Source organism: Streptomyces sp. R33 (assembly GCF_041200175.1).
GTDB classification, from domain to species: domain Bacteria; phylum Actinomycetota; class Actinomycetes; order Streptomycetales; family Streptomycetaceae; genus Streptomyces; species Streptomyces katrae_B.
The window spans coordinates 3164844-3190061 of record NZ_CP165727.1; the positions used below are offsets into that span (position 1 = coordinate 3164844).

The following is a 25218-nucleotide window of genomic DNA, read 5'->3' on the forward strand; positions in this document are numbered from 1 at the left end:
CTCCTCGGTTCTCGCTGCGGATACGGCTTCGGGTACGGAGGTCCTACTTCTGCGGGACCCGGACGATCAGGGCGTCGCCCTGGCCGCCGCCGCCGCACAGTGCGGCCGCGCCGACCCCGCCGCCCCGGCGCTTCAGCTCCAGCGCCAGGTGCAGCACCACGCGGGCGCCGGACATGCCGATCGGGTGGCCCAGGGCAATGGCGCCACCGTTGACGTTCACCCTTTCCGGGGTCACGCCGAGGTCCTTCATTGACTGCACGGCGACCGCCGCGAAGGCCTCGTTGATCTCGATGAGGTCCAGGTCGGAGACCTCGAGGCCCTCCTTCTTCAGGGCGTGCAGGATCGCGTTCGACGGCTGCGACTGCAGGGAGTTGTCGGGACCGGCCACGTTGCCGTGGGCGCCGATCTCGGCGATCCACTCCAGGCCCAGCTCCTCGGCCTTCGCCTTGCTCATCACGACCACGGCGGCGGCGCCGTCGGAGATCTGCGAGGAGGTGCCGGCGGTGATCGTGCCGTCCTTCGCGAAGGCCGGGCGCAGCTTGCCGAGGGACTCCACCGTGGTCTCCGGGCGGATGCCCTCGTCCTGGGAGAAGACGACCGGGTCGCCCTTGCGCTGCGGGATCTCGACCGGGGTGATCTCGGCCTCGAAGACGCCGTTCTTCTGCGCGGCGGCGGCACGCTGGTGCGAGGCGGCGGCGAACTCGTCCTGCGGGGCGCGCTCGATGCCGAGGCGGGTGTTGTGCTTCTCGGTGGACTCGCCCATCGCGATGTTCTCGAAGGCGTCGGTGAGGCCGTCGTAGGCCATCGCGTCCAGCATCTCGATCGCGCCGTACTTGAAGCCCTCTCGAGACTTCGGCAGCAGGTGCGGGGCGTTGGTCATGGACTCCTGGCCGCCCGCGACCACGATGTCGAACTCGCCGGCGCGGATGAGCTGGTCCGCCAGCGCGATCGCGTCGAGGCCGGAGAGGCACACCTTGTTGATGGTGAGCGCCGGCACGTTCATGGGGATGCCGGCCTTGACGGCGGCCTGGCGGGCGGGGATCTGGCCCGCGCCGGCCTGCAGCACCTGGCCCATGATCACGTATTGCACCTGGTCACCGGCGATGCCGGCCCGTTCCAGCGCGGACTTGATGGCGAACCCGCCGAGGTCGGCGCCCGAGAAGGACTTCAGCGAGCCGAGCAGCCGCCCCATGGGCGTGCGGGCCCCGGCGACGATCACTGACGTGGTGTTGTTCGTTCCGGACATGGAGCACAGCCCCTTGAGGATGAGGAGTGAACGAGGGTTTACCTGAATGTACTGAGCAGTACCCGCGCCGTCACCGGGCAGTCGGTGTGATCGCTGGCACGTTGCGTGACGGGCCTCCTCGGCGGTGCACTGGTCCCATGCTGACAAGAATCGACCACATCGGGATCGCCTGCTTCGACCTGGACAAGACCGTCGAGTTCTACCGTGCCACGTACGGTTTCGAGGTGTTCCACTCCGAGGTCAACGAGGAGCAGGGCGTGCGCGAGGCCATGCTCAAGATCAACGAGACCTCCGACGGCGGCGCCTCCTACCTCCAGCTCCTCGAGCCCACCCGCGAGGACTCCGCGGTGGGCAAGTGGCTGGCCAAGAACGGCGAGGGCGTGCACCACATCGCCTTCGGCACCGAGGACGTCCTGGGCGACTCGGAGGCCATCCGCGGCAAGGGCGTCCGGGTCCTCTACGACCAGCCCCGCACGGGCTCGATGGGCTCCTCGATCACCTTCCTCCACCCCAAGGACTGCCACGGAGTCCTCACCGAACTGGTCACCTCCAACCCCGACCATTGATGGACCACTGATGGCCCGATTCCCCGGCCGGTAGAGTGGCCATGGCTCGGCCGGGGTTCGGTGCGGAGACGGGGTCGGGGCCTGTGACCCCTGCCCCGGTATCTGACACCATTCCCCCGGGGGCGTCGTTCAGCGGGCGAGCGATGCTCAATTGGGAGTGAGCTTGCGACCAGGGGACGGATGGGACCGCGCTGTGCGGGGCTACGAAAGCCAGGAGAGCCATCAGGCTGAAGCCGACCACCTCTCGCGCTTCGAAGCCGAGATGGAGCGGCTGAAGAAGGAGCGCGGGAAGGCCGTCCAGCACGCCGAAGACCTCGGGTACCAGGTCGAAGTGCTGCGCGCCAAGCTCCACGAGGTGCGCCGCAATCTGGCGTCCCGCCCTGCCTACGACAGTGCGGACATGGGCTACCAGGCGGAGCAGCTGCTCCGCAATGCCCAGATCCAGGCCGACCAGATGCGCTCGGACGCCGAGCGCGAGCTGCGCGACGCCCGGGCGCAGACCCAGCGCATCCTGCAGGAGCACGCCGAGCACCAGGCGCGCCTGCAGGCCGAGCTGCACGCCGAGGCCGTCAACCGCCGCCAGCGCCTGGACCAGGAGCTCAACGAGCGCCGCCAGACCGTCGAGGCGCACGTCAACGAGAACGTGGCCTGGGCCGAGCAGCTGCGCGCCCGTACGGAGTCCCAGGCCCGCCGGCTCATGGACGAGTCCCGCGCCGAGGCCGAGCAGTCCCTGAACGCGGCCCGCGCCGAGGCCGCCCGCGTCACCGAGGAGACCCGGCGCCGGCTGGCCGCCGATGCCGAGGCCGCCCGTGCGGAGACCGAAGCCACCCTGCTGCGCGCCCGCAAGGAGGCCGAGCGGCTGCTGACCGCCGCCTCCGCGCAGGCCCAGGAGGCCACCGAGCACGCCGAGCGGCTGCGCAGCAGCACCACCGCCGAGGCCGAGCAGACCCGGCAGCAGACCCTCGACCTCGGCCGGGTGGCCGAGCAGCGGGCCCAGGAGGCCGACGCAGCCCTGCGCTCGGCGCGCGCCGAGGCCGAGAAGCTCCTCGCGGACGCCAAGGAGAGCGCCGCACGGCAGCTCGCCTCTGCGGAGTCCGTCAACGAGCAGCGCACCCGCACCGCCAAGGAGCAGGTGGCCCGGCTGGTCGGCGAGGCCACCAAGGAGGCGGAGGTCCTCAAGGCCGAGGCCGAGCAGACCCTCGCCGACGCCCGCGCCGGCGTCGAGCGGCTGCGCGCGGAGGCCGCGGAGCAGGCCCGCGCGGCGGCGGCCGAGGACACGGCCGCCCAGCTGGCGAAGGCGGCCCGCACGGCGGAGGACGTACTGAACAAGGCCTCGGAGGACGCGCGGGCCACCACCCGTGCCGCGTCCGAGGAGGCGGAGCGGATCCGCCGCGAGGCCGAGTCCGAGGCGGAGCGGCTGCGCGTCCAGGCGGCGGCCACGGCCGACGAGCTCAAGGGCGCCGCGAAGGACGACACCGAGGAGTACCGGGCCCGGACCGTCGAACTCCAGGCGGAGGCCCGGCGGCTGCGCGGCGAGGCCGAGCAGCTGCGCGCCGAGGCGGTCGCCGAGGGCGAGCGGATCCGCGGCGAGGCCCGCCGCGAGGCGGTCCAGCAGATCGAGGAGGCGGCCCGGACCGCCGAGGAGCTGCTGGGCAAGGCCAAGTCGGACGCGGACGAGCTGCGCGGCGGGGCGAGCGCCGAGAGCGAGCGGGTCCGCGCCGAGGCCGTCGAGCGGGCCACCACACTGCGCAAGCAGGCCGAGGAGACCCTCGAGCGGACCCGCGCCGAGGCGGAGCGGCTGCGCGCCGAGGCCGAGGAGCAGGCGGAGGCCGTACGGGCCGAGGCCGACGCGGCGGCCCGTGCGCGGCGCGAGGAGACCGAGCAGGCCATCGCGGCGAAGCGGGCGGAGGCCGACGAGGAGCTCGTACGCCTGCACGCGGAGGCCGAGAGCCGGCTGGGCACGGCCGAGCAGACGCTGCGCGACGCCCGCGGGGCGGCGGAGAACATCCGCCGGGAGACCAGCGAGGAGGCCGACCGGCTGCGCGCCGAGGCGGCGGAGCGGATCCGCAGCCTCCAGGCACAGGCGGAGGCCGAGGCCGACCAGCTGCGCACCGACGCGGCGGACGACGCCGGGCGGGCTCGTGCGGAGGCCGAGCAGGTCGCCGTACGGCTGCGCAGCGAGGCGGAGTCCGAGGCGGAGCGGGTGCGCACCGAGGCGCAGGAGACCGCGGACCGGCTGCGTGCGGAGGCCAAGGCCGCCGCCGAGCGGGTCGCCGCGGAGGCCGCCGAGGCGCTGGCCGCCGCGCAGGAGGAGGCCGCCCGGCGCCGCCGGGAGGCCGAGGAGACCCTCGCGTCGGCCCGGACGGACGCGGAGAGCGAGCGGGCCCAGGCCCGCGAGCAGAGCGAGGAACTGCTGGCTTCGGCCCGCAAGCGCTCCGAGGAGGCGCAGGCCGAGGCGGCCCGCCTGACCGAGGAGGCGGAGCGGCGCGCCGCGGAGCTGGTGTCGGCGGCGGAGGCCACCGCCCAGCAGGTACGGGACTCCGTGGCCGGTCTGCACGAGCAGGCCGAGGAGGAGATCACCGGGCTGCGCAGCGCCGCCGAGCACGCGGCGGAGCGTACGAAGACGGAGGCCGAGGAGGAGGCTGCGCGCGTCCGCGCGGACGCCTACGACGAGCGCGAGCGGGCCACGGAGGACGCCAACCGGATCCGCACCGAGGCGCGTTCGGAGACGGACGCGGCGAAGGCCCTGGCCGAGCGCACGGTCGGCGACGCGATCGCCGAGGCGGAGCAGCTGCGCAGCGACACCGCCGAGTACGCGCAGCGGGTGCGTACGGAGGCGACGGACGCGCTGGCCGCGGCCGAGCGCGACGCGGCCCGGACCCGGGCCGATGCCCGTGACGACGCGAACCGGATCCGCGGCGAGGCGGCGGACTCCCTGGAGTCCTCGCGCGCCGAGGGCGGCCGGATCGTCGCCGAGGCGACGGCGGAGGCCGAGCGGCTCACCGAGGAGACCCTGGCGGCGAACGCGGCCACCGTCGGCGAGGCCACCGCGGAGGCGGAGCGGATCACCGCCGAGGCGGCCGAGGCGGCCGACGCCACCCGCACCGAGGCGGCGGGCACGCTGGACGAGGCGCGCGCGGAGGCCAACCGGCTGCGTACCGAGGCCGCGGAGCAGGCGGACCGGCTCGTCACCGAGGCCGCGTCCGAGGCGGAGCGGCTCACGGAGGAGACGCGCGCCGCGAACGAGGCGACGGTCGGCGAGGCGACGGCGAAGGCCGAGCGGCTCACCCGGCAGGCGTCCGACATGCTGGCCGCGGCCGAGCGGGACGCGACGCGGATCCTGGTCGACGCCCGCAACGAGGGCGACCGGCTGGTCGACGAGACGCGTGCGGCCAACGAGGCCACCGTCGGCGAGGCCGCGGCGGAGGCCGAGCGGCTGCGCACGGAGGCGGCGCAGACCCTGGACGACGCCCGTGCGGAGGGCGGCCGGATCATCGGCGAGGCCACCGCGGAGGCGGACCGGGTCACGGTCGCTGCGAACGAGACGCTCGCGAGCGCCGAGCGGGAGTCCGAGCGGACCCTCGACGAGGCGCGCGCGGAGGCGGGGCGGCTGCGCAGCGAGGCCGCCGAGCAGGCGGACCGGCTCATCACCGAGGCCGCGTCCGAGGCGGACAAGCTCACCGAGCAGACCCGCAAGGACAACGAGCGCACGGTCGGCGAGGCCCAGGCCGAGGCCGAGCGGCTGCGTGCGGAGGCCTCGGAGGCCCTGGCCTCGGCGCAGGAGCACGCGACCCGTACCCGCTCGGAGGCCGAGCGCGTCAAGGCCGAGGCGGCGACCGAGGCGGAGCGCACCCGTACGGAGGCCCGCGCGGAGTCGGAGCGGCTGCTGGACGAGGCCCGCGAGGAGGCGAACAAGCGGCGCAGCGAGGCTGCGGAGCAGGTGGACCGGCTCATCACCGAGGCCGCGGCGGAGGCGGACAAGCTCGCCTCCGACGCCCAGGCCAAGGCCCTGGCCGCGACGACGGCGGCCGAGGAGCAGGCCGACGCGATGGTCGACGCGGCCCGCAAGGAGGCCGCGCGGATCTCCTCGGAGGCGACCGTCGAGGGCAACTCCCTGGTGGAGAAGGCCCGTACGGACGCGGACGAGCTGCTGGTCGGCGCGCGCAGCGACGCCGCTGCCATAAGGGAGCGGGCGGAGGAGCTGCGCTCCCGCGTCGAGGGCGAGGTCGAGGAGCTGCACGAGCGGGCCCGCCGGGAGTCGGCCGAGCAGATGAAGTCGGCCGGCGAGCGCGTGGACAAGCTGGTCCGGGCGGCGACCGAGCAGAGCGTCGAGGCCGAGGCGAAGGCCAAGGCGCTGGTGTCGGACGCGAGCAGCGAGGCGAGCAAGGTCCGGATCGCGGCAGTGCGCAAGGCCGAGGCGCTGCTCAAGGAGGCCGAGCAGAAGAAGGCCGAGCTGGCCCGCGAGGCCGAGAACGCCCTCGCGCAGGCGAAGGCGGAGGCGGAGCGGCTCGTCGACGAGGGGCGCCGTGAGCTGGAGGTCCTGGTGCGCAGGCGCGAGGACATTCAGGCGGAGATCTCCCGTGTCCAGGACGTTCTCGAGGCGTTGGAATCATTCGAGGCGCCTTCGGGTGGCGGAAAGCCCGCGGTCGGCGGCCAGGGCGCGGGGGGCGTGAAGGCCGGGGCTGCTGCGGGTTCCACTCGTTCGGGTGGCAAGTCGTCGGAGGGCTAGTCAGCGAGCGAGATGTGTGTTCCTGATGAAGGTTCAGGCGAACGAGTGACAAGCATTCTGCCGCCTTGCCACTCAAAAGGGGTGTCATTGTCCAGATCAATCGCCGATTGACTCGAAGACACGCCGCTTCGGCGCCTAGGATTCCCCTAACACCTCACGTAGCACCTCATCGGTCTCATTCGACAGGAACCCCATGAGCGACACTTCCTCCCCCTTCGGCTTCGAGCTCGTGCGGCGTGGTTACGACCGCGGTCAGGTGGACGACCGCATTACCAAGCTGGTCTCCGACCGCGACAGCGCCCTTGGACGTATCAACTCTCTGGAAAAGCGGATCGAGGAGCTGCACCTCGAGACGCAGAACGCCCAGGCCCAGGTGAGCGACGCCGAGCCGTCGTACGCCGGCCTCGGCGCCCGGGTCGAGAAGATCCTGCGCCTGGCCGAGGAGGAGGCGAAGGACCTGCGCGAGGAGGCCCGTCGCGCGGCCGAGCAGCACCGTGAGCTCGCCGAGTCGGCTGCCCAGCAGGTCCGCAACGACGCCGAGTCGTTCGCCGCCGACCGCAAGTCGAAGGCGGAGGACGAGGGCGTCCGCATCGTCGAGAAGGCCAAGGGCGACGCCTCCACCCTGCGCGCCGAGGCCCAGAAGGACGCCGCCTCCAAGCGCGAGGAGGCCGACGCCCTGTTCGAGGAGACCCGCGCCAAGGCCGCTCAGGCCGCCGCGGACTTCGAGACCAACCTGGCCAAGCGCCGCGAGCAGTCCGAGCGCGACCTGGCCTCGCGTCAGGCCAAGGCCGAGAAGCGCCTCGCGGAGATCGAGCACCGCGCCGAGCAGCTGCGCCTGGAGGCCGAGAAGCTGCGTACGGACGCCGAACGCCGCGCCCGCCAGACCGTGGAGACCGCGCAGCGCCAGGCCGAGGACATCGTCGCCGACGCCAACGCGAAGGCCGACCGCATCCGCAGCGAGTCCGAGCGCGAGCTGGCGGCGCTCACCAACCGCCGCGACTCCATCAACGCCCAGCTGACCAACGTCCGCGAGATGCTGGCGACGCTGACCGGTGCGGCTGTCGCAGCGGCCAACCCGATCGTCGACGACGAGCCCGTCACCCGCGGCGTCCCGGCGCAGCAGAGCCGCTAGTACGCCCGGCAGTTCACCGGCGGTCGGCCTGTCGGCCACCCACCGGATACTCGCCGGTAGCGAAATGTCCTGCCCGAGGGCCCTGTGTCACCTGTTTGAGGTGGCGTGGGGCCCTCGGGCGTTCTAGCGTGAGCCGCATGATCGAGCTTGAGGGCCTTACCAAACGTTTCGGCGCGAAGACCGCCGTGGACCACCTCAGCTTCCAGGTCAGACCGGGGGTGGTGACGGGCTTCCTCGGCCCCAACGGGGCAGGGAAGTCCACGACCATGCGCATGATGCTCGACCTCGACAACCCGACCAGCGGCACGGTCCGGATCGACGGGAAGCGCTACCGGGACCTGCAGGAGCCGTTGAAGCACATCGGGGCGCTGCTGGACGCGAAGGCCATGCACGGCGGCCGCAGCGCGTACAACAACCTTCTCTGCCTTGCCCAGTCGAACCGGATCCCGCAGGGCCGGGTGGCCGAGGTGCTGGATCTTGTCGGGCTGACGGCCGTGGCGAAGAAGAAGTCGAAAGGATTTTCGCTGGGCATGGGCCAGCGGCTGGGAATCGCCTCTGCGCTGCTGGGCGACCCGGAGATCCTCATGTTCGACGAACCCGTCAATGGTCTGGACCCGGAGGGAATTCTCTGGATCAGGAATCTTATGAAGGGGTTGGCGGCCGAGGGAAGGACGATCTTCGTCTCGTCCCACTTGATGAGCGAAATGGCGCTGACCGCAGACCATTTGATCGTTATCGGCCAGGGAAAGCTTCTGGCCGACATGTCCATGGCTGATTTCATTCACCATAACTCGCGCAGCTACGTCCGGGTGCGCTCGCCGCAGCAGGAGCGGCTCAAGGACGTCCTGCACGGGGCCGGGATCGACGCCATCAGCGTCCCGGCCACCGGCACGCTGGAGATCGACGGGGTGGCCGCGGAGCAGCTCGGCGAGCTGGCCGCCCAGCACCAGATCGTGCTGCACGAACTCAGCCCGCAACGGGCTTCACTGGAGGAAGCGTTCATGCGCATGACGGCCGACTCCGTCGAGTACCACGCCCACGCACCGGGCGCACCGGGCATGCTGCCCGGGCCCGTCCAGGCCGCCGACAATCCGGCCCGGCCAGCCGACGTCCCCGCGTGGGGCGCCGGTTACGAGGCGACGCGCAAGGGTGGCGAGTGACCATGGCCTTCAATGCCGTCCTCAAGTCCGAGTGGACCAAGATCCGCACGGTCCCCTCCACCGCCTGGACCCTGGCCACCGCCTTCCTGATCACCGTCGCCATGGGCGCCGGACTGTGCGCCGCGGTCAACGCGACCTTCGAGGATCTGCCCAAGGAGCAGCAGATCACCTTCGACGCCACCCAGATGAGCTTCTCCGGGATGCTCCTGGGCCAGCTGGCGATCCTCGTCTTCGGGGCGATGGTGGTCGGCAGCGAGTACAGCACGGGCATGATCCGCACCTCCCTCGCCGCCGTGCCCCGGCGCAGCAGCCTGATGCTCGGGAAGATCACCGCCGCCACCGCCCTGGCGCTGGTGGCGGGCCTGGCCACCGGCTTCGTCTCCTTCTTCCTCGGCCAGGCGATCCTCGGCGACCACAGCATCGGGCTGGGCGGGGAGAACGTCCTGCGCGCGGTGATCGGCGTCGGCCTCTACATGGCGCTGCTCGCCCTGTTCGCCATCGGCGCGTCGATGATGCTGCGCAACACGGCCGCCTCGATCGCGATCCTGATCACCTTCATCCTGATCCTTCCCATCGTCCTGAGCGTGGTCGACGCCACCCGCAAGGTCGCCTACTACCTGCCCAGCCAATCCGGCGCCGCGATCATGCAGACCGTGCCCGCGGGCAGCTCGGACGTGCCCTACGGACCGTGGGGCGGTCTCGGCATCATGGTGCTCTGGGTGCTGGCCGCCGTACTCGGGGGCTACCTGGTGCTGAAGAAGCGCGACGCCTGAGCGAGGCTCCGTCCCTCGCGGGACGGACGCCGCAAGTAGTACGGGTCATCCCCGGGTCGGATCAGGGACAGTTCAGGGATCCGGTCCGGGATGGAACCGTGGGCGACTCGATATCCTCTTAACCCTTACGCGGACGAAAGCCGTCCGGTCCTGACAAGGGGCAGAGCAGGGGCAGAGCAATGATCGAGGCTGTCGGCCTGACCAAGCGCTACGGCGCCAAGACCGCCGTCGACCAGCTGTCCTTCCAGGTCAGGCCGGGACACGTGACGGGATTCCTGGGGCCGAACGGCTCCGGGAAGTCCACCACCATGCGCATGATCCTCGGCCTGGACCGGCCCACGGCGGGCCACGTGACGATCAACGGCGTGCCCTTCCGGCAGCTGCCGAACGCCCAGCGGCACGTCGGGGCCCTGCTCGACGCCAAAGCCGTGCACGGCGGCCGCCGGGCCCGCAAGCACCTGCTCTCCGTCGCCCAGCTCTCCGGCATCCCGGAGAAGCGGGTGGACGAGGTGCTCGGCGTGGTCGGCCTCCAGGACGTCGCCGGGCAGCGCACGAAGGGCTTCTCGCTCGGCATGGGCCAGCGGCTCGGCATCGCCGCCGCCCTCCTCGGCGACCCCCAGGTGCTGCTGTTCGACGAGCCGGTCAACGGGCTCGACCCCGAGGGCATCCTCTGGGTCCGCACCCTGATGCGCCGGCTCGCCGCCGAGGGCCGCACGGTGTTCGTTTCCTCACACCTGATGAGCGAGATGGCGCTGACGGCCGACCACCTGATCGTGATCGGCCGGGGGCGGCTGCTGGCCGACATGGGAACCCAGGAGTTCATCGCGCACAACTCGGCCGGATTCGCGCGGGTGCGCGCGGCCGACAATGATCACGATGGCCGGTATGCACTGGGTACGGCGCTGACCAAGGCGGGTGGCCGGGTCCTCCAGGAGCCCGACGGGGCACTGCGCGTGACCGGTCTGGAGCTGCCCCGCATCTCCGACCTCGCGCACGAGGCCGGCGTACGGCTCTGGGAGCTGTCCCCGCACCGGGCCTCGCTCGAGGAGGCCTACATGCGGATGACGCAGCCCGCCGTGGAGTACACCTCCACCGACGACCCGCGCGCCGAACTGTGGGAGCCGGAGCCGCTGAGCGTCCCCGCCTGGGAGGACGAGCTGCCCACCCCGGAGGTGCCGCAGACCGGCTTCTTCGCTCCCCCGCCGCCCGGGGCGGGCGGGCAGCCCTTCCTGATGCCCAGCAGCCCCGGCGAGCTCGCCGGCGCCCCCCAGAACACCCCGACGGACACCCGCAAGGACACCCGATGACCGGCCCCACGAGCACCGCGGACCAGCCGAAGAGCTACACCTCGCCGCTGCCGACGCCCCGGCCGCACCTCGGGCACGCCGTGGCCTCGGAGTGGACGAAGATGATCTCGGTGCGCTCGACGGTGTGGACGCTCGGCTCGCTGGTGCTGCTCGTCGTCGGTGTCGGGCTGCTCGCCGTCTCCGAGACCCGCTCGGCCGACTACCAGGACGTGCCGCTCACTGCGCCCGCGCTGTTCGGGCTGCTGGTGGGCCAGGTCTCCGTGATGGTGCTCGGGATCCTGACGATCACCTCCGAGTACGGCACGGGGCTGATCCGTACGACCTTCACCGCCGCCCCCGACCGGGCCCGGGTGCTGACCGCCAAGTACCTCGTCTTCTCCACCGTCGCCTTCCTGACCGTCACCGGTTCGGTGGCGGTGGTCGGGCTGGCTTCCGCGATCCTGCGGGGTGGCACGGCCGCCGGCTCACACGGCGGCCGGGAATGGGTCAACGCCCTGATCGGCTGCCTGTACGTCACCCTGCTCGGCGTGCTGGGCCTGGCGGTCGGGGCGATGCTGCGGCATTCCGCCGGGGCGATCGCCGTGATGCTGGGGCTCGTCACGCTGCCGCCGGTGATAGGCGGGATGCTCAGCATGTGGGAGACCATGGCCTCGCTCGGCCGGGCCGTGCTCCAGTTCAACGCCCCGGTCGCCCTCATGCAGTTGTTCGGCCTGCCGAACAACGACACCGCCAACCTGCCGGGCAACGCGGCGCAGCTGTTGCTGATCCTGCTGGTGACGGGGGCCGCGGTGGCCGGCTCGTTCGTGCTGGTCGGCCGCCGCGACGTCTGAGCCCCTGCGCTCCTAGTACTTGGGAGCGTTCCTGGACCGCTGCACCCGCGAGGTGCGGCGGTCCTTCGCGTTCCAGCAGGCCTTGTGCCAGTGCCGGCGGTCGTCCACGCCGCCGTACTCCGGCCAGGCGACCAGGTGCGGGGTGCCGGAGGGGATCTCCTGGTCGCAGCCCGGGCAGCGGTAGCGCTTGCCCGCCGCGCTCGCGCCCGCCACGTGCCGGACCTTCCACTCCTCGCCCTGGTACTCCTCCGTGCGCTCCAGCCCGAACCGGTCGAGGCCGGTGCTGGGGCGTTCGTCCGGAGTCTCGCCGCCCCTGGGGCGGTTGTGGCGCGGTGACACGTATACCTCACGGATGGGCGGACGGAAGTGACTTTCTCCCAGACTACGCGCAGCGGGGGCGGGTACCCGCAGGGTGGCTGACAGAGGCGGCGCGGTGACGTCGACTGGCCTGACTATCCCAATAACTTTCCTGTCAGGCCGTGCCTTTGGCACGTGTCAGACGTTGTTGCCATCAGATGAACCGGTCCACCTGGGGGAGGCCGCGTCAGCCACGAGGAGGGCAAAGGCGATGCGCGTAGGAGCGTTTGTACTGGCGGCCCAGTTCCCGGGCCAGGGACAGGGGGAGGCTCTGCACCGGGCGGTGCGGACCGCCGAGGTGGCCGAGGAGGCCGGGCTCGACTCGGTCTGGCTCGCCGAGCACCACTTCGTCCCGTACGGGGTCTGCCCGTCGGCGGTGACCCTGGCGGCGCTGCTGCTGGGACGGACGCGGCGGCTGCGGGTGGGAACGGCGGTGAGCGTGCTGCCGAGCACGCACCCGGTGGCCCTCGGGGAGCAGGCAGCGCTGCTGCACCTGACCTCGGGCGGCCGGTTCACGCTGGGGGTGGGCCGGGGCGGGCCCTGGGTGGACCTGGAGGTGTTCGGCGGTGGCCTGGACGCCTACGAGAAGGAGTTCCCGGAAAGCCTGGACCTGCTGCGCCGCTGGCTCACCGAGCCGCGGGTGGCGGCTGCCGGCGAGCGGTACGGGTTCCGCGAAGTGGCCGTCGTACCGCGGCCGTCGGAGGCGCTGGACGGGGACGGATCAGGGCCGGAAGTGATCGTCGCCTGCACCTCCCCCGCGTCGGTGCGGCTGGCCGCCGAGCGGGGGCTGCCGATGCTGCTGGGCATGCACTGCGGGGACGAGGAAAAGGCGGCCATGGTCGCGCTGTACCGGCGTACGGCCTCGGCGGCGGGCCACTGCCCGGACGCCCCGCACGTGTCGGCGGGCGTGTGCCAGCTGGCGGACCGGACGGCCGACGCCCGCGAGGCCCTGCTGAAGGCCATGCCGGGCTGGCTGAAGCAGGGGCTGGACGCGCACGTGACGGTCGACGGCCGGGAGCGCGCGATGCGGGACCCCGTCGCCTACACCGAGCTGCTCTGTGATCTGCACCCCGTGGGCACCCCGCGGCTGGCGGCGAACCGGCTCGCGGCCACCTCCGAGCGGACGGGGATCACCCGGTTCGCCCTGCTGACGGAGGGGTCCGGAGATCTCGCCGCGACGGAGGAGAACGTACGGCGCCTCGGCGCCGAGGTCCTGCCCCGCCTCGGCTGAGGCTGCCGCTCCGGTATCAATGGCACCTCCCGCGATACGGAGCGGCAGCTGAGTACGGTCGTGCGGGTCGTGCATGTCATGCGGGTCGTACGGCGGGTCAGCAGTCCCGGAGCTCGGGCGACTGGTTGAGCAGCTGGCCGCGGATCGAAGTGAACTTGGCCAGCCGGTCGTCCGAGGAAGGATCCAGCGGGAACACGGCCACACGGTGGCAGTTCTGGAAGGCCAGGCGCACCCCGAAGTGCCGCTGCAGCGCACCACGTATCGCGTCACTCGCGAGAGCGCGAAGCAGCTGGCCACGCGCCTGCTCGTCGGGCGGCGGCGTCTGGTTGTCGGCGAACTCTCCACCGTCCACCTTCAGCTGTGCCACCAGCGAGCTGATCATCTCCCACGCGAAGGGCAGGGAGGTCCGGACGCAGTCGACGAAAGCGGCTTCGTCGACCTCGCCTCGCTCGGCCTGTTCGAGTAGGGCCGGTGAGACGTCGAGCGACATGGGTTCTCCTCTCGCGACCCCGGCGGTTTGGGTTGCCGGAGTCTTACGGGCAGGGACGGAGATGGCGACGCAGCGTGCACGCTCCGCAACCTCCTGCTCACCACGGTAGGCGCCCCATGGGTGGCGCACCAGGAGAATGCGCATACAACGCGCCATCGGCGAACGGGGCTTTCAGGGGCGAATCGCGTGGAGGCCCGTCGGTCGAGTAGCGTTGCCGACCATGCGTCTCGTCATTGCCCGCTGCTCCGTCGACTACGCGGGCCGGCTCACCGCCCACCTGCCCTCGGCACCCCGTCTGATCCTCGTGAAGGCCGACGGCAGTGTCTCGATCCACGCGGACGACCGGGCGTACAAACCGCTCAACTGGATGTCGCCCCCCTGCACCCTCAAGGAGGGGACCGGGGACGAGGCCGGCGTCTGGACGGTCGTCAACAAGGCGGGTGAGAAGCTCATCATCACCATGGAGGAAGTCCTCCACGACTCCTCCCACGAGCTGGGCGTCGACCCGGGTCTGATCAAGGACGGCGTGGAAGCACACCTCCAGGAGCTCCTGGCGGACCGGATCGAAACGCTGGGCGACGGCTACACGCTGATCCGGCGCGAGTACATGACGGCGATCGGCCCAGTGGACATCCTGTGCCGGGACGCCTCCGGCGGGACGGTGGCGGTGGAGATCAAGCGCCGCGGCGAGATCGACGGCGTCGAGCAGCTGACCCGCTACCTGGAGCTCCTGAACCGGGATCCGCACCTGGCGCCGGTGCGGGGCGTCTTCGCGGCCCAGGAGATCAAACCCCAGGCCCGCGTCCTGGCCACGGACCGCGGCATGGACTGCGTGGTCCTGGACTACAACGCCCTCCGCGGCATCGAGGACGACAAACTCCGTCTCTTCTGAGCCTTCTTCCGCGCCCTCCTCCGAGTCCTCGGCTCGCCGGGCGGAGGGCCCGGCAGTAGCGTGGAAGTGGCACAACTCTCCATCGGCGGGCATGCGTCGGCGTGGTACGACGCATGCGGTCCGCTCCGCCGGGGTTGCCGCTGTCGGATGCGTCCCACCTTCTGCACAAGGAGGGCCACACGCATGTCCACACCACCGCAACCGCCGTCATCGCCCGAGCCCCACCCGCAGTGGGGACAGCAGGCGCAGCCCGGGCACCCCGCGGCGCCGCCACCGCCGCCTGGGCCGCCGCCCCCGCCACCCGGGCCGCCGCCCGGACCCCACAGCGGGCAGCAGGGCTGGCAGGCGCCGCCGGCGCCGAAGACGAACACGCTGGCCGTCGTGGCGTTCGTCATGTCGATCCTCTGCGCCATACCGCTGGTCCCGCTGATCCTCGGCATCATCGCCCTCACCCAGATCCGCGACCGCGGCGAGAAGGGGAAGGGCTTCGCCATCGCGGCCATCGTCATCCACGGCCTGACCCTCGTGTTCTACGCGGCCGTGCTGGCGTTCGGGTTCTCCGGAGTGCTGGACGACGGGCCGGAGCGCGACACCACCGGCCAGGTGACCGCCCCCGGCTCCGGCGAACTTCAGGACATCCGGATGGGGGACTGCTTCAACACGGACGACACGATGCCGGAGGGCCAGAAGGACGCCGAGGCCTCCCTCTCGGTGACGATCGTGCCCTGCGACCAGCCTCACAAGGGGGAGGCGTACGCCGTCTTCGAGTTGGAGGACGGGCCGTTCCCGGGCAAGGACGAGGTCCACTCGACCGCCGAGGAGAAGTGCGACAACACGGCGCTCGCCGACTACATGGGCGCGGGCGCGGAGCTCCCGGAATCGCTGGAGCCCTACTACTCCGTCCCGCAGTCCAGCAGCTGGGACGTCGGCCACCACAAGGTCACCTGCTTCGTGGCCGACCCCGGCGGTTCGAGCACCGGCTCGGTCCGCGCCACCGCTTCCTGAGCCGCTGTCGCGGGGCTCCCCGTCGCTACGTGCTCGACGGGCTGCCGACCGGGCCCGTCGTGGGCGGCGGCGTGGTCGGGGGTGCCTGGGTCGTCGGGTCCGTGGACGGCGTCGGCTTCGGGTCCGGGCTCGTCGGCGTCGACGGCGGAGTCGGGTTCGTCGTAGACGGCGTACGGGACGGGGGCGTCGGCCCCGTGGACGGCTTGCGTGACGGGGCGCGGGACGACTGGTTCGGGTCCGGGCTGAGGCCCGGTTCCGGAGCGGCCGGATCCGAGGCGTCCGGAGCCGTCGTCCCCGGATCCGGTGCAGGATCGTTCCCGCCCGTCCCCGGCACGCCCGCACCGCCCGTCGTCCCGGCCGTCGGCGTCGACAACACCGCCGGGCCGACCCCGTCCGCCGGGGTCCCGGAATCCGAGCCCGACATCGCCAGGCTCACCACCGTGCCCAGCACCACCACCGTCAGCGCTCCCGCCGCCGCCAGCAGCACCGGCTTCCGGCGCGGCTGCGCGGCCCGCACCGGCGCGGGGACGGCCGGCGCGGCCACCACCGCCGGCTTCGGGTCGAGGGGGAAGGCCTCCTCGAACACCTCCGACAGCGTCGTCGGCGCCGCCGCCCGCCCGATCACCGGCACGACCGGGGTCACCGCGGTCACCGCGGTCACCGCGGTCACCGCAGCCACGGGAGCAGCCGGCGCCGTCTTCGGCGCCCGCACCGCCGGGACCGCCGTCGTCACCGCCTCGGACGCCGCTGCCGGCGGCTCCAGCCGCAGCGGCGGCGACACCTCCACGCCCGCCTTCTCGCGGTCCGTGACCAGCGCGAGCGCCCGCCGCCCGGCCACCGTGCCCCGCTTGTCGGCGAGCGCACCCTTCAGGCCTATGGACGCCTCCAGCTCGGCCCGCGCCCGGTCCAACCGCCCCTCGCACAGCGCGAGCACGCCGAGCTCGTGGTGGAAGTACGCCTGCTCCGCGACCTCGCCCGCCTTCCGCGCGGCCTCGGCCCCGGAGCGCAGCACCCGCTCCCACGCCTCCCAGTGCCGCGAGGCCGCGAACGCCGGGGCCGCGGTCCGGGCCAGCAGTACGGCGGCCACCACATCGGCGCCGGCCAGTGCCGCCAGCACCGCGTCGGCCTCCGAGGCGACCCGCTCCGGGGTCACCGAGGCGTGTCCGGTCCACCAGGCGTAGTGGCGGGCGGCGGTACGGGCCTCCTCCGCCGCGGTGTCCCCGAACCCGGCCTCCTCCAGCTGCCGCGCGACCCCGGCGGCCAGCCGGTAGCGCGTGCCGACCGGGGTGAGCAGTCCGCAGCCCAGGAGTTCCGCGACCGCCGCGTCGGCGTGGGTGTCCCCCACGAGCGCCGGCAGGTGGGCGTGGTGCGGCATCTCCCCGCCCAGCGCGCACGCGATCCGCAGCGCCGCCCGCGCCGACTCGCTGACCCTGGAGGCCAGCAGTTCGGCGGGGGCCGCGCCCTCGGCCAGCGTCGGCAGCGCCACGAACGCGGCGTCGCGCGGCCGCTCCTCGAAGACCCCGGGCTCATCGTCGTCGTCCTCGGCGCAGGACAGGTTGCGCTCGTCGCGCTGGCGCAGCAGTGCCGCGGCCTGCACGAAGCGCAGCGGCAGCCCCTCGGACGCGAACCGCAGGTCTCCCGCCCAGGCGGTCTCCTCCTCGGTCAGCGGCCGTCCTGTGCCCGCCTCGAGCAGCTCGACGCAGTCGGCACGGCCGAGGCCGCCGAGGAAGACCTCCTCCAGGTGCGAGTCGTCGGAGGGGGCGCGGGTGTCGGGGGTGGCGGCCAGCAGGTAGGCGCACTCCGGCGTGGCACGCAGCAGCTCGTCGAGGGCGGTGCCGCCCATCTCCAGGTCGTCGAGGAGCACGATGGCGCCGATGTCCCGTACGCGGGCCAGGAGTTGGGTCCGTTCGGGCCGCTCCGCCGAGGCCTGGTACACGGCGGCGTACAGCGCGTGCAGCAGCTCGCCCGGCTGCTGGTGCCCGTACCCGCTGAGCCGTACGACGCCGTCGGGCGCCAGGCCCGTGCAGTCCGCGGCGACCGCGTCGAGCAGGGCGCTGCGGCCGGATCCGGCGGGTCCGGTCAGCCGTACGGAGCGGCCGCGGCCCAGCAGCCGTACGAGCCGCTCCCGTTCCTCCTCGCGCGCGAGGAGCGGCGGGGCAGGGGCGGCGGGTCCGGGCAGGACGGGCGGCCGTGCGGCGGCGTCCCGGGCGCTGCGGTCGGCGGCGTCGCGCTTGACGGGTACGGCGGCGCCGGTGCCGGGGCGGCGCGGCTCGATCTCGCTGCCGTCGACGGGGTTCACGGTCAGCGTGAAGTCCCCGGCGGTGAGCGTGACGATCCGCGCGACGGGGGCGGGAGCGGAGCCGGAGGCCGCCGGTCCGGCTGCCTCGGATGCCGCCGCGGGAGGCGCGGACGCCGCCGTGGGCTGCTCCACCGGTTCGGCCTGCCCCTGTGTGCGGTCCATGACTGGTCCCCCGATCGCGCTCTGCGCCATAGCCGTCGTGTCGTACCGTCCGGCCTTCGCACATTCCGCTGTCGCTACGGGTCCGGTTTCCGCCCGAACCCTAGACGGTGCCCGGTCGTGCGGGGAACCGCAGGGGTGCCTTCACCACCGGACCGTTACGTTTCCGCAGGAAGCGTGAGCGGCGGACCGTCAGACCCGCGGGAGGGATTCCGCTTCCAGACCGCCCTCGATCGCGAGGATGCGGTGCAGCCGGGTGGCGACGAGGAGCCGCTGCATCTGCGGCGGCACCCCGCGCAGGACGAGGCGGCGGCCGGTCCGGCCGGCCCGCCGGTGGGCTCCCATGATCACGCCGAGCCCGGTCGCGTCCCAGGAGTCGAGCCCGGTGAGGTCGAGCACGAGATCGCCGTGGCCGTCGTCGAGGGCGGTGTGCAGGGCCGTACGGGCGTCCGCCGCGCTGCGCACGTCGAGGCGGCCCCCGACAGCGAGTTCGGCGTGGTCGCCCCTGATGTGCATATGCGCTCCCGGCAGTCCTGGGTACGTAGGAATCCGACTGGTCCGTGGTCGGCAACTCTCACTGCAACTGACTGCCGTGCGGGCAGGGAAGTTGCCGACCGTGAGCGAACCGATACCTAATTCACCCGTGCGGGTGCAGATATTCGAACTGGCGCCCAAGAACTCGACGCCCGGACGGCTCGGCGGCTCAGTGCTTGTAGAAGCCCTGCCCGCTCTTGCGGCCGATGTCACCAGCGTCCACCATGCGGCGCATCAGCTCCGGCGGTGCGAACTTCTCGTCCTGGGACTCGGTGTAGATGTTGCTGGTGGCGTGCAGCAGGATGTCGACCCCGGTGAGGTCGGCGGTGGCGAGCGGCCCCATGGCGTGGCCGAAGCCCAGCTTGCAGGCGATGTCGATGTCCTCGGCGGAGGCCACGCCCGATTCGTACAGCTTCGCGGCTTCCACGACGAGGGCGGAGATCAGACGGGTCGTCACGAAACCGGCGACGTCGCGGTTGACGACGATGCAGGTCTTGCCGACGGACTCGGCGAACGCCCGCGTGGCGGCGAGGGTCTCGTCGCTCGTCTTGTAGCCGCGGACGAGCTCGCAGAGCTGCATCATCGGGACGGGCGAGAAGAAGTGCGCGCCGACGACCCGCTCCGGACGCTCCGTCACGGCCGCGATCTTGGTGATCGGGATGGCGGAGGTGTTGGACGCGAGGATCGCGTCGTCCCGTACGAGCTTGTCGAGCGTGCGGAAGATCTCGTGCTTGACCTCGAGCTTCTCGAAGACGGCCTCGACGACGATGTCGACGTCGGCGACGGCGTCGAGGTCGGTGGTCGTCGTGATGCGGGCGAGCGCGGCCTCGGCGTCCTCGGCCGTCATCTTGCCCTTGGAGACGAACTTGTCGTACGAGGCCTTGATCCCGTCGGTACCGCGGGTCAGCGCGGCATCGGTGACATCACGCAGTACGACGTCCCACCCCGCCTGAGCGGAGACCTGAGCAATTCCGGAACCCATCAGTCCGGCACCGATGACGGCGAGCTTCCCAGCCACTGCACACCCCACGTTCTTCAATTCGGCCCAGCTTCGTAGCCTCTCCGGCGGAGACTAGCGCTCGCGCGGGGTCGTGTGACCGCGAAGTAACACGCGTCACGTCTCAACTGACGGACATCACACCGGTCCGGCCGAGCCGCCGCCGCCCGTCAACCACGCCCCGATCGCCCGCAGTCGCGCAGCACCCGCGCCACCGGCCCCGCGGCGGGGATCCCGTGGCGGGAGCCCCGGGGCCGGGGCGGAGCGGCACACCGCGCCGTGGCTCACTACGCTGACTGCATGGTGAACCTCACGCGCATCTACACCCGTACCGGCGACAAGGGCACGACCGCCCTCGGCGACATGAGCCGTACGGCCAAGACCGACCTGCGGATCTCCGCCTACGCCGACGCCAACGAGGCCAACGCGGCCATCGGCACGGCGATCGCGCTCGGCAGCCTGTCGGCGGATGTCGCGAAGGTCCTGGTACGGGTGCAGAACGACCTGTTCGACGTCGGCGCCGACCTCTGCACCCCGGTCGTCGAGAACCCCGAGTACCCGCCGTTGCGCGTCGAGCAGTTCTACATCGACAAGCTCGAGGCGGACTGCGACCACTTCAACGAGCAGCTGGAGAAGCTGCGCAGCTTCATCCTCCCCGGCGGCACCCCCGGCGCGGCCCTCCTCCACCAGGCCTGCACCGTGGTCCGCCGCGCCGAGCGCTCCACCTGGGCGGCCCTGGAGGTGCACGGCGAGGTGATGAACCCGCTGACCGCGACCTACCTGAACCGCCTCTCCGACCTCCTCTTCATTCTGGCCCGTACGGCCAACAAGGAGGTCGGGGACGTGCTGTGGGTGCCGGGCGGCGAGCGCTAGCGCTCGACCTCCACGGGCTCCTCCCGCTGCTCCACCGCCGGGGCCTTGCGCGGCCACAGCGTGTACGTCGCGGCGATCAGGGCCTGGATGCCGAGGACCCGCAGGGCGGCGTACTGCCAGCTCTGCAGGCTGCCGGTGTCGGCCGCGTCGCCCACGTACCAGATCGCGGCCTGCAGCAGCCCGAGCGCGACGGCCACGCCCGCCAGGGTCCGGGTCCACAGCTTCCACTCGTGGACCGCCCTGGCCTTGCCGTACTTCGGGCCGGGGGGCTTCGGCCCCCCGCCGAAGCGGTACGCCGCGTGCCGGTCGAGCCACTTCACCGTGTAGTGGCCGTAGCCGACGGTGTAGCCGATGTACAGCGCGGCCAGGCCGTGCGTCCAGCTCGGCTCGCCGCCGTTCTTCAGGTCCAGGGTGGTGACCACCAGCAGGACCAGTTCCAGCAGCGGCTCGCACAACAGCACGGCCGCCCCCAGCCTCGGCATCTTCGCGAGGTAGCGCAGCGCCAGCCCGCCGGCCAGCAGCACCCAGAAGCCGACCTCGCAGGCGATGATCAGGGCGACGAGCACGGGAATCCCCTCTCCGTTCCGGTCGGCACGTCCGGGGCGACGACCACTGCATCCAGACTCCCGTCCGATCCGCGCCCCTTCGTCGTCGCCGGTGACGAACCCCGACTGCATCGTTGGGTGTAGTGGCACGCCGTCCGGCCTCCGCCCCGGCGGCGACGCCCGGCGCTCCCGCACCCTGTTGGATGGGACCGTGACCCCGCCCCTCACCGCCACGGCGCCCGCCGGCGCCTTCCGCCCCCACCGCGACGACGTCCTCCTCGCGGTGCTCAGCGTGCTCGCGGGCCTGCTGCTCTGGTCGCTCGGCATCTACAGCACCAACAACCGGCACTTCTTCCCCGCCTGGGCGGCCCTGGTCCCGCTCCTCGTGCTCGGCTCGATGGAGCTGCTGCGCCGCACCGCGCCCCGCGTCACCCTGGCCGTCGGCACCCTCGGGGTGGTCGCCGACCAGTTCACCGTGGGGAACCTCGGCACCGTCCTGATCTTCACGGACCTGATGTACGCGGCCGTCGTCTACGGCAAGCCCGCCATGGCCCGGCGGCTCCCGGTCTCCACCGGCCTGATCACCATCGCCGTCACCGTCGCCTCCGTGGCCTGGCTGCGCAGCCCGCAGGCCCTGATGATCGGCGTGATCACCGGCATCGTGAGCTTCGGCCCGGCCCTGACCGGCGCCACCCTGCGCAACCACCGCGAGGCCGCCGAGGCCGCCCGGCTGCGCGCCGAGCAGACCGCGCTGCTGGCCGAAATGGACCGCAGCCAGGCCGTCGTCGCCGAGCGCGCCCGGATGGCCCGCGAGCTGCACGACATGGTGGCCAACCACCTGTCCGCCATCGCCATCCACTCCACCGCCGCGCTCTCCATCGACTCCCCCGCGACGAGCCGCGAGGCCCTCGGGGTGATCCGAGAGAACAGCGTGCAGGGGCTGGCCGAGATGCGCCGGCTGATCGGGCTGCTGCGGGACGCCGGCGCGGAGCAGGCGGCGGCCGCCACGCCCTCCCTCGACGGGCTCGACGCCCTGCTGGCACAGGCCCGTGTCAACGGCGCCGCGAGCGGGCTGGACTTCGTGCTCCAGGGCGGCCGGCCGTCCGGGGAGCCGCTGCCGGCCCCCGTGGAGCTGGCGGCGTACCGGATCGTCCAGGAGTCGCTGACGAACGCCCTCAAGCACGCCGCCCCGGGCACGGTCCGGGTCCGCGTGAGCCGCGACGGCGCGGCCGGGGGGCTGCTGACCGTACGGGTGGACTCCCCGTACGGGGAGCGCCCGGGCCCCCGCGCCCCCGGCTCGGGAGCCGGGCTGATCGGCATGCGGGAGCGCACTGAACTGCTGGGCGGGGAGTTCACGGCGGGCCGGGACGGATCGGTGTGGGTGGTGCGGGCGGATCTGCCCGCGGACGAGAAGGCGGTGGCGGAATGAGCATCCGGGTCGTGGTGGCGGAGGACCAGAGCGCGGTACGGGCGGGCCTGGTGCTGATCCTGCGCAGCGCGGGCGACATCGAGGTCGCGGGCGAGGCGGCGGACGGGGAGGAGGCGGTGCGCCTGGCGCGGGAGCTGCGGCCGGATCTCGTCCTCATGGACGTGCAGATGCCGCGGCTCGACGGGGTGTCGGCGACCCGCCAGGTGGTCGCGGAGGGGCTGGCCGACGTCCTGGTGCTGACCACCTTCGACCTGGACGAGTACGTGTTCGGCGCGCTGCGCGCGGGGGCCGCGGGCTTCCTGCTGAAGAACGCGGACGCGGCGGAGCTGATCGATGCGGTACGGACGGTCGCGCGCGGGGAGGGTCTGATCGCCCCGGCGGTGACCCGGCGGCTGATCGCCGAGTTCGCGGCTCCGCGGCCCGTGAAGGCCCCCGTGGCTCCGGAGACGGCCGCGGCGGTGGCCTCGCTGACGCGGCGGGAGCGGGAGGTGCTCGGCTGTCTGGGCGAGGGGCTGTCGAACGCGGAGATCGCGCTGCGGCTGGAGATGGCGGAGGCGACGGTGAAGACGCACGTCAGCAGGCTGCTGGGGAAGCTCGAGCTGCGCAGCCGGGTCCAGGCGGCCGTACTGGCCCAGGAGTTGGGTCTCTAGCGGACTCCTGGAGGGAAGGTCTGGACCTCTTGACGGTTGGTCCAGACCTTTCTACGCTCGCGGCAACTGTGGTGAGCGTGCCATGACAAGCGTGCTCACGGGCGGCGCAGGTCCCATCCCCAGTCTCGGTCGGCCCCACGACCGCGACGGACCTACGGAGGAGCACCCTTGAGCACAGCACCCCCACCCCGCATCCGTCTCTTCAGAAGGCTCGCCGCGACCGTGGCGGCCTTCGCCCTGCCGATCGCCGGACTCGTGGCCCTGGCCGGCCCCGCCCAGGCCGCCGCCTCCGCGACGGCCACGTACACGAAGGTCTCCGACTGGGGCACCGGCTTCGAGGGCAAGTGGACGGTGAAGAACACCGGCACCACCACCCTCACCAGCTGGACCGTGGAGTGGGACTACCCCTCCGGCACGACGGTCACCTCCGCCTGGGACGCCACCGTCACCAGCTCAGGCACCCACTGGACCGGCAAGAACGTCGGCTGGAACGGCACCCTCGCCCCCGGTGCCACGATCAGCTTCGGCTTCAACGGCGCCGGCTCCGGTGCCCCCAGTGGCTGCAAGGTCAACGGCGGCTCCTGCGACGGCGGCTCGAACCCCACCGACAGTCCGCCGTCGGCTCCCGGGACCCCCACCGCGAGCGGGGTCACCAACACCTCGCTGACCATCGGCTGGTCCGCGGCCACCGACGACAAGGGCGTCAAGAACTACGACGTCTACCGCGGCGGCGCCAAGGTCGCGACCGTCACGGGCACGAGCTACGCCGACTCCGGCCTCACCAAGGGCACGACGTACACGTACAGCGTCGTCGCCCGCGACACCGCCGACCAGACGGGCCCCGCCTCCGGCTCCGTCTCGGTCACCACGACCGGCGGTACCAATCCCCCGGACCCGGGCGGCAAGGTCAAGCTCGGCTACTTCACCGAGTGGGGGGTCTACGGGCGCAACTACCACGTGAAGAACCTGGACACCTCCGGCTCCGCCGCGAAGATCACCCACATCAACTACGCGTTCGGCAACGTCCAGGGCGGCAAGTGCACCATCGGTGACGCCTACGCCGACTACGACAAGGCCTACACCGCCGACCAGAGCGTCGACGGCGTCGCCGACAACTGGGACCAGCCGCTGCGCGGCAACTTCAACCAGCTGCGCAAGCTCAAGGCGAAGTACCCGAACATCAAGGTGCTGTGGTCCTTCGGCGGCTGGACCTGGTCCGGCGGCTTCGGCCAGGCCGCGGCGAACCCGGCCGCCTTCGCCGACTCCTGCTACAGCCTGGTCGAGGACCCGCGCTGGGCGGACGTCTTCGACGGCATCGACATCGACTGGGAGTACCCGAACGCCTGCGGCCTGTCCTGCGACACCAGCGGCGCTGCCTCCCTGAAGAACGTCCTGTCCGCGCTGCGCACCAAGTTCGGCAGCAGCAACCTGGTGACCGCCGCGATCTCCGCCGACGGCTCCAACGGCGGCAAGCTCGACGCCGCCGACTACGCGGGCGCCTCTCCGTACGTCGACTTCTACAACGTCATGACGTACGACTTCTTCGGAGCGTGGGCGGCGCAGGGCCCCACGGCCCCGCACTCCCCGCTCACCTCGTACGCCGGCATCCCGACCGCCGGCTTCAACTCCGAGGCCGCGATCACCAAGCTCAAGGGCAAGGGCATCGCCGGTTCCAAGCTCAACCTCGGCATCGGCTTCTACGGCCGCGGCTGGACCGGAGTCACCCAGGCCGCCCCCGGCGGCACCGCCAGCGGCCCCGCGCAGGGCACGTACGAGCAGGGCATCGAGGACTACAAGGTGCTGAAGGGCAGCTGCCCGGCCACCGGGACCGTCGCCGGCACGGCCTACGCCAAGTGCGGCAGCAACTGGTGGAGCTACGACACCCCCGCCACCATCGCCGGGAAGATGAACTGGACCAAGCAGCAGGGCCTCAGGGGCGCCTTCTACTGGGAGTTCAGCGGCGACACGGCGAACGGCGAGCTCGCGTCCGCGGTCCACACCGGGCTCCAGTAAC

General features: G+C 72.2%; 21 protein-coding genes. 14 read left to right on the forward strand and 7 right to left on the reverse strand.

Translation table 11 applies throughout. From position 1 onward, the window contains the following. Positions 1–43: 43 nt before the first annotated feature. Complete coding sequence (locus AB5J51_RS14200) at positions 44–1246, reverse strand: acetyl-CoA C-acetyltransferase (protein WP_053784713.1); 1203 nt, start codon at positions 1244–1246, stop codon at positions 44–46. Positions 1247–1383: 137 nt separating this feature from the next. Between AB5J51_RS14200 and mce the strand changes: the two genes are divergently transcribed. The 7 genes from mce (at position 1384) to AB5J51_RS14235 (ending at position 11743) form a co-directional block, all read left to right on the forward strand. After that, entirely contained in the window at positions 1384–1812 is a 429-nt protein-coding gene (gene mce / locus AB5J51_RS14205) for a methylmalonyl-CoA epimerase (RefSeq protein ID WP_053784712.1), read from the forward strand. Positions 1813–2005: 193 nt separating this feature from the next. Continuing rightward, the gene (scy, locus tag AB5J51_RS14210; protein WP_369777822.1) at positions 2006–6541 is read left to right on the forward strand and encodes a polarized growth protein Scy; all 4536 of its coding nucleotides are present in this window, start codon (positions 2006–2008) and stop codon (positions 6539–6541) included. Positions 6542–6734: 193 nt separating this feature from the next. Then, entirely contained in the window at positions 6735–7673 is a 939-nt protein-coding gene (locus AB5J51_RS14215; RefSeq protein WP_030153801.1) for a cellulose-binding protein, read from the forward strand. Positions 7674–7810: 137 nt separating this feature from the next. Then, positions 7811–8833: an ABC transporter ATP-binding protein gene (locus tag AB5J51_RS14220; protein WP_369777823.1), complete on the forward strand. Its 1023-nt coding sequence runs from the start codon at positions 7811–7813 to the stop codon at positions 8831–8833. 2 nt (positions 8834–8835) lie between these two features. Next, on the forward strand, positions 8836–9606 hold the full coding sequence (locus AB5J51_RS14225; RefSeq protein ID WP_369777824.1) for an ABC transporter permease subunit: 771 nt from the start codon (positions 8836–8838) through the stop codon (positions 9604–9606). Between the two features lie 179 nt (positions 9607–9785). Then, on the forward strand, positions 9786–10913 hold the full coding sequence (locus AB5J51_RS14230) for an ABC transporter ATP-binding protein (RefSeq protein ID WP_136224971.1): 1128 nt from the start codon (positions 9786–9788) through the stop codon (positions 10911–10913). Continuing rightward, on the forward strand, positions 10910–11743 hold the full coding sequence (locus AB5J51_RS14235; protein ID WP_136224970.1) for an ABC transporter permease: 834 nt from the start codon (positions 10910–10912) through the stop codon (positions 11741–11743). The genes AB5J51_RS14230 and AB5J51_RS14235 overlap by 4 nt, the downstream gene beginning before the upstream one ends. Positions 11744–11755: 12 nt before the next feature. Here the strand turns inward: AB5J51_RS14235 and AB5J51_RS14240 are convergent, their stop codons facing one another. Continuing rightward, positions 11756–12082, reverse strand: coding sequence for a hypothetical protein (locus AB5J51_RS14240; protein WP_053784706.1), 327 nt, complete (start codon positions 12080–12082; stop codon positions 11756–11758). Positions 12083–12311: 229 nt separating this feature from the next. Here AB5J51_RS14240 and AB5J51_RS14245 point away from each other — a divergent pair, with 229 nt between their 5' ends. Continuing rightward, entirely contained in the window at positions 12312–13331 is a 1020-nt protein-coding gene (locus AB5J51_RS14245; protein ID WP_133896863.1) for an LLM class flavin-dependent oxidoreductase, read from the forward strand. A 97-nt stretch (positions 13332–13428) separates the two neighbouring features. Here AB5J51_RS14245 and AB5J51_RS14250 read toward each other — a convergent pair whose 3' ends face one another. Continuing rightward, entirely contained in the window at positions 13429–13821 is a 393-nt protein-coding gene (locus AB5J51_RS14250; RefSeq protein ID WP_030153794.1) for an SCO5389 family protein, read from the reverse strand. Positions 13822–14041: 220 nt separating this feature from the next. Between AB5J51_RS14250 and nucS the strand changes: the two genes are divergently transcribed. Together nucS and AB5J51_RS14260 are read left to right on the forward strand one after the other, a co-directional pair. Next, the gene (nucS, locus tag AB5J51_RS14255) at positions 14042–14713 is read left to right on the forward strand and encodes an endonuclease NucS (protein WP_030295252.1); all 672 of its coding nucleotides are present in this window, start codon (positions 14042–14044) and stop codon (positions 14711–14713) included. A gap of 183 nt (positions 14714–14896) precedes the next feature. Then, a complete protein-coding gene (locus AB5J51_RS14260) occupies positions 14897–15718 on the forward strand; it encodes a DUF4190 domain-containing protein (protein ID WP_168724282.1) in 822 nt (273 codons plus the stop codon). 25 nt (positions 15719–15743) lie between these two features. Here AB5J51_RS14260 and AB5J51_RS14265 read toward each other — a convergent pair whose 3' ends face one another. The 3 genes from AB5J51_RS14265 to AB5J51_RS14275 form a co-directional block, all read right to left on the reverse strand. After that, positions 15744–18179, reverse strand: coding sequence for an ATP-binding protein (locus AB5J51_RS14265; protein WP_369777825.1), 2436 nt, complete (start codon positions 18177–18179; stop codon positions 15744–15746). Between the two features lie 189 nt (positions 18180–18368). Further along, positions 18369–18692 carry an STAS domain-containing protein gene (locus tag AB5J51_RS14270; RefSeq protein WP_030153791.1) on the reverse strand — a complete coding sequence of 108 codons (324 nt, stop codon included), beginning with the start codon at positions 18690–18692 and terminating at the stop codon, positions 18369–18371. A gap of 187 nt (positions 18693–18879) precedes the next feature. Next, entirely contained in the window at positions 18880–19728 is an 849-nt protein-coding gene (locus AB5J51_RS14275) for a 3-hydroxyacyl-CoA dehydrogenase family protein (protein ID WP_030295254.1), read from the reverse strand. Positions 19729–20007: 279 nt separating this feature from the next. On the opposite strand from AB5J51_RS14275, the gene AB5J51_RS14280 reads away from it, so the two are divergent. Next, positions 20008–20580, forward strand: a complete 573-nt coding sequence (locus AB5J51_RS14280) for a cob(I)yrinic acid a,c-diamide adenosyltransferase (RefSeq protein WP_369777826.1) — start codon at positions 20008–20010, stop codon at positions 20578–20580. Here AB5J51_RS14280 and AB5J51_RS14285 read toward each other — a convergent pair. Continuing rightward, positions 20577–21146, reverse strand: coding sequence for a hypothetical protein (locus AB5J51_RS14285; RefSeq protein WP_369777827.1), 570 nt, complete (start codon positions 21144–21146; stop codon positions 20577–20579). The genes AB5J51_RS14280 and AB5J51_RS14285 overlap by 4 nt on opposite strands. A 178-nt stretch (positions 21147–21324) precedes the next feature. Here AB5J51_RS14285 and AB5J51_RS14290 point away from each other — a divergent pair, with 178 nt between their 5' ends. The 3 genes from AB5J51_RS14290 to AB5J51_RS14300 all read left to right on the forward strand — a co-directional run bounded on the left by AB5J51_RS14290 (position 21325) and on the right by AB5J51_RS14300 (position 25217). Beyond that, positions 21325–22554: a sensor histidine kinase gene (locus AB5J51_RS14290; RefSeq protein WP_369777828.1), complete on the forward strand. Its 1230-nt coding sequence runs from the start codon at positions 21325–21327 to the stop codon at positions 22552–22554. Next, positions 22551–23204 carry a response regulator transcription factor gene (locus AB5J51_RS14295; protein ID WP_053784700.1) on the forward strand — a complete coding sequence of 218 codons (654 nt, stop codon included), beginning with the start codon at positions 22551–22553 and terminating at the stop codon, positions 23202–23204. The genes AB5J51_RS14290 and AB5J51_RS14295 overlap by 4 nt, the downstream gene beginning before the upstream one ends. A gap of 168 nt (positions 23205–23372) precedes the next feature. Continuing rightward, positions 23373–25217 (forward strand): glycosyl hydrolase family 18 protein, encoded by a 1845-nt coding sequence (locus AB5J51_RS14300; protein ID WP_369777829.1) that lies wholly within the window; start codon positions 23373–23375, stop codon positions 25215–25217. The last annotated feature ends 1 nt before the right edge of the window (position 25218 follow it).

Bases quoted from the DNA above. Each gene is read 5' to 3' on its own strand.
- AB5J51_RS14200 (WP_053784713.1), bottom strand. From the start codon at position 1,246: ATGTCCGGAACGAACAACACCACGTCAGTGATCGTCGCCGGGGCCCGC.
- mce (WP_053784712.1), top strand. From the start codon at position 1,384: ATGCTGACAAGAATCGACCACATCGGGATCGCCTGCTTCGACCTGGAC.
- AB5J51_RS14215 (WP_030153801.1), top strand. From the start codon at position 6,735: ATGAGCGACACTTCCTCCCCCTTCGGCTTCGAGCTCGTGCGGCGTGGT.
- AB5J51_RS14220 (WP_369777823.1), top strand. From the start codon at position 7,811: ATGATCGAGCTTGAGGGCCTTACCAAACGTTTCGGCGCGAAGACCGCC.
- AB5J51_RS14225 (WP_369777824.1), top strand. From the start codon at position 8,836: ATGGCCTTCAATGCCGTCCTCAAGTCCGAGTGGACCAAGATCCGCACG.
- AB5J51_RS14230 (WP_136224971.1), top strand. From the start codon at position 9,786: ATGATCGAGGCTGTCGGCCTGACCAAGCGCTACGGCGCCAAGACCGCC.
- AB5J51_RS14235 (WP_136224970.1), top strand. From the start codon at position 10,910: ATGACCGGCCCCACGAGCACCGCGGACCAGCCGAAGAGCTACACCTCG.
- AB5J51_RS14245 (WP_133896863.1), top strand. From the start codon at position 12,312: ATGCGCGTAGGAGCGTTTGTACTGGCGGCCCAGTTCCCGGGCCAGGGA.
- AB5J51_RS14250 (WP_030153794.1), bottom strand. From the start codon at position 13,821: ATGTCGCTCGACGTCTCACCGGCCCTACTCGAACAGGCCGAGCGAGGC.
- nucS (WP_030295252.1), top strand. From the start codon at position 14,042: ATGCGTCTCGTCATTGCCCGCTGCTCCGTCGACTACGCGGGCCGGCTC.
- AB5J51_RS14260 (WP_168724282.1), top strand. From the start codon at position 14,897: ATGTCCACACCACCGCAACCGCCGTCATCGCCCGAGCCCCACCCGCAG.
- AB5J51_RS14265 (WP_369777825.1), bottom strand. From the start codon at position 18,179: ATGGACCGCACACAGGGGCAGGCCGAACCGGTGGAGCAGCCCACGGCG.
- AB5J51_RS14270 (WP_030153791.1), bottom strand. From the start codon at position 18,692: ATGCACATCAGGGGCGACCACGCCGAACTCGCTGTCGGGGGCCGCCTC.
- AB5J51_RS14280 (WP_369777826.1), top strand. From the start codon at position 20,008: ATGGTGAACCTCACGCGCATCTACACCCGTACCGGCGACAAGGGCACG.
- AB5J51_RS14295 (WP_053784700.1), top strand. From the start codon at position 22,551: ATGAGCATCCGGGTCGTGGTGGCGGAGGACCAGAGCGCGGTACGGGCG.